The following is a 3,018-nucleotide window of genomic DNA, read 5'->3' on the forward strand; positions in this document are numbered from 1 at the left end:
ATCAGGAACAGGGCGTAAAGGAAGAATGGCGCGGCGAACAGACCGAGCGATTCGAGCAGCGATCGCGCCATGTCTAAACCTGTTCCAGAGAGGGGGCCGATGGCGCGCCGCCCGACAAAGCGCGCCCTTGCGCCCATTGTTCCACGCTTACTTGCATTTCAGATCGTAACCGCTTCCGGGCCTGAGGGAAGCCGCGATATGCGCGGCCAGGGCGTCATATTCGGTCTTTTCCTCGACGGGATAGTCGATGTCTAGATCGTTCCAGACCTCGCCCCCGCAGGAGAGGATCGCCTTCCGATAGAAGATGCGGCCGTTTCGGGTTCCGGACAGGACGATCCAATTGTCCCTGGCCGCCCGATAGGTGACGGTTTCGCCCGGCATGGGCGTCGCCTTTTCGTCCAGTTCCGCGTTGCGCGAGTCCGTCGCGAAAATGCCGGAAATGGTCAGGCTCGCTCGTCCGTCGGGAGAAACAAATCGCCGCCCGTCGTTGTTTTCCGGCGCCGGCTCCGTCGTCCAGCCCGCCGGATAATCGGCCGTCGCGCCGAACCTTTCGTTGTGATAGCGCGGCCACTCCTCCGCCTTGGCGCCACTCGCGAGGCCCGCCGCCGTCCGCGCCGTCGCCAGTCGCGCTGCGAAGAACCTCCCTGAGCGCCGCCGCCTCACAAATAGAGCCTCTCATAGAGATTGCGGATCATGCCCGCGGTCGCGCCCCAAATATAACGATTTTCATAGGGCATGGCGTAAAATTGCCGGCGTTTCCCTTGCCATTCCCGGAAATGGCGCTGGTGATTGGCCGCATTCATCAGGAAGGACAAAGGCGTCTCGAACACATCGTCGACCTCCTGACGATTCACGGCGAGGCCAAGCGGCGGCCGCGCCAACCCGACCAGCGGAAAGACCCGGAAGCCGGTGCTGGTCTGGTAGGGATCGAGGCAGCCGAGAATTTCGATCTTGTCGCGCGTGAGGCCGATTTCCTCCTCCGCCTCGCGCAAGGCGGCGTCGAGCGGCGATTCGCCAGGCTCGATCTTGCCGCCGGGAAAGGCGACCTGGCCGGAATGGTCGCGCAGCGACCCGGCCCGCTGGGTCAGCAGCAGAACGGCGTCGTCGTCGCGCAGCACGATCGCCGCGAGCACCGCCGCCGGGCGGGCGGGCGCGGGCAGCAACGCGGCTTCGCCCGGCAGCGGCTCGTTGAGCCTATGGTCGCCATTATGAGGGCGGGCGCGCGGGTCGAAGGCGTCGTCGGGCCAGCCCCGTTTCAGATGGGCGCGGGCGCGGACGAGGAAATCGGACGAATCGAACAGGCCGCTCATGTGAAATCCGCGATCTCGCGCATGGGGGCCATGGCGAAAAAGGCGCCGTTCGAAAACACGCCGAACATGTCTTCGCCCTTCACCGTCCGGCTCTCGCCCCAGGCGACCAGATCATAGAACAAGGCGCGTTTCACCAAGGCCCACAACTCGCCGCGCACAAGGGCGTAAGGCTTGAGGCCGCCGCTGTCGCCCGGCAGGAATTTCAGCGGATTTTTTTCCGAAATCTCGACCCAATCGTCGACATTGGTGCGCAGCCGCAAGCTTTGGGCCGCCCCCTCGCCCTCGCGCAACAATTCGACGCCGAGGAAGGGCGCGTCCTCGACTGCGATGCCGACGCGCTCGACCGGCGTGACCAGCACGAAGCGCTCGGGATCCTTGCGCAAGACGCTGGCGAATAATTGCACCAAGGCCGGGCGGCCGATCGGCGTGCCATTGTAGAACCAGGTTCCATCGCGGGCGATTCGCATGTCGATCTCGCCGCAATAGGGCGGATTCCACAAATGCACGGGCGCCGGCCCGCGCGCCTGCCGGGCGGCGGCGAGGCCGCGCAGCGGATCGGAAGAGGCGGCCGGCTCGGGCGGGGCGGGATCGTTCATCATAGGGCGTCAAAGGCTTTCGGGCCGCCTTGATTTGGCGGCAATTTATGCCGTGAATGGCGGCGCTGTCCCTATTATCTGTTTCTAACCCCGCCGGGGCCAGCCTATATTGGCGTCGCGAGCGTGAAAACCGCCGCGCAACGCCGGCGGCGACGCCGCAAAAGGAGACGTTTGGGCATGAATGCCGACCCCGCCCTCCGGGCCGAGACCCTTCCCCTGACCGACAGCCAGATCGAGGCGAAGGCGCAGGCCGCGCTCGACGCCTTGGCCAAGGCGCGCAAGGCGATCGGGGCTACGATCTTCGGTCAGGAACTGGTGGTCGAGGAAGCCCTGGTGACGCTGCTATCCGGCGGCCATGCTTTGTTCGTCGGCGCGCCGGGTCTTGCCAAGACGCTGCTGGTCGAGACGCTCGGCCGCGTGCTCGGCCTCGACGCCAATCGCGTGCAATTCACGCCTGACCTGATGCCGACCGACATTCTCGGCTCCGAAGTGCTGGAAGAGGGCGCCGACCATCGCCGCGCCTTCCGCTTCATCAAGGGTCCGATCTTCGCGCAATTGCTGATGGCCGACGAGATCAACCGCGCCAGCCCGCGCACGCAATCGGCGCTGCTGCAGGCGATGCAGGAATATCACGTCACGATAGCGGGCGAGCGCTACGACCTGCCGAAACCCTTCCATGTGCTGGCGACGCAGAATCCGCTGGAGCAGGAGGGCACCTATCCGCTGCCGGAAGCCCAGCTCGACCGCTTCCTGATGCAGATCGACGTGCCCTATCCGCAGCGCGACGCCGAAAAACGCATTCTGATCGAGACCACAGGGCGGGTGCGGCCGGCGCCGGAACAAGTGATCGACGCCGCAGGCCTGATGGAAATTCAGGCGCTCGTGCGGCTGATGCCGGTCGGCGCGGCCATTGTCGATTGCATTCTCGACCTCGTCCGCGCCGCACGTCCCGGCGAGGGCGATCCGGAACTGACCCGGCATATCGCCTGGGGGCCGGGGCCGCGCGCCGCGCAATCGCTGATGCTGGCTTGTCGCGCCCGCGCGCTGGCGCAGGGGCGGCTCGCGCCGGGCAAGGCGGATGTGCTGGCGCTGGCGGCGCCCGTGCTCAAGCA

Annotated in this window: 4 protein-coding genes; 1 reads left to right on the forward strand and 3 read right to left on the reverse strand. The window is 65.9% G+C overall.

From position 1 onward, the window contains the following. Positions 1-147: 147 nt before the first annotated feature. The 3 genes from ACE3S9_RS17650 to ACE3S9_RS17660 are packed head-to-tail and all read right to left on the reverse strand — an operon-like array spanning position 148 to position 1,909. Positions 148-663, reverse strand: coding sequence for a hypothetical protein (locus tag ACE3S9_RS17650; RefSeq protein ID WP_374547790.1), 516 nt, complete (start codon positions 661-663; stop codon positions 148-150). Next, positions 660-1,310: a CoA pyrophosphatase gene (locus ACE3S9_RS17655; RefSeq protein ID WP_374547791.1), complete on the reverse strand. Its 651-nt coding sequence runs from the start codon at positions 1,308-1,310 to the stop codon at positions 660-662. The genes ACE3S9_RS17650 and ACE3S9_RS17655 overlap by 4 nt, the downstream gene beginning before the upstream one ends. Beyond that, positions 1,307-1,909: a DUF1285 domain-containing protein gene (locus tag ACE3S9_RS17660; RefSeq protein ID WP_374547792.1), complete on the reverse strand. Its 603-nt coding sequence runs from the start codon at positions 1,907-1,909 to the stop codon at positions 1,307-1,309. The genes ACE3S9_RS17655 and ACE3S9_RS17660 overlap by 4 nt, the downstream gene beginning before the upstream one ends. Positions 1,910-2,083: 174 nt before the next feature. Between ACE3S9_RS17660 and ACE3S9_RS17665 the strand changes: the two genes are divergently transcribed. Beyond that, positions 2,084-3,018: AAA family ATPase (locus ACE3S9_RS17665; protein ID WP_374547794.1), on the forward strand; the 935-nt coding region annotated here is incomplete at its 3' end.

The organism is Rhodoblastus sp., from assembly GCF_041915505.1.
Lineage (GTDB): Bacteria > Pseudomonadota > Alphaproteobacteria > Rhizobiales > Beijerinckiaceae > Rhodoblastus.

Coding starts and splice junctions, on each gene's coding strand:
- ACE3S9_RS17655 (WP_374547791.1), bottom strand. CDS start 1,310: ATGAGCGGCCTGTTCGATTCGTCCGATTTCCTCGTCCGCGCCCGCGCC.
- ACE3S9_RS17660 (WP_374547792.1), bottom strand. CDS start 1,909: ATGATGAACGATCCCGCCCCGCCCGAGCCGGCCGCCTCTTCCGATCCG.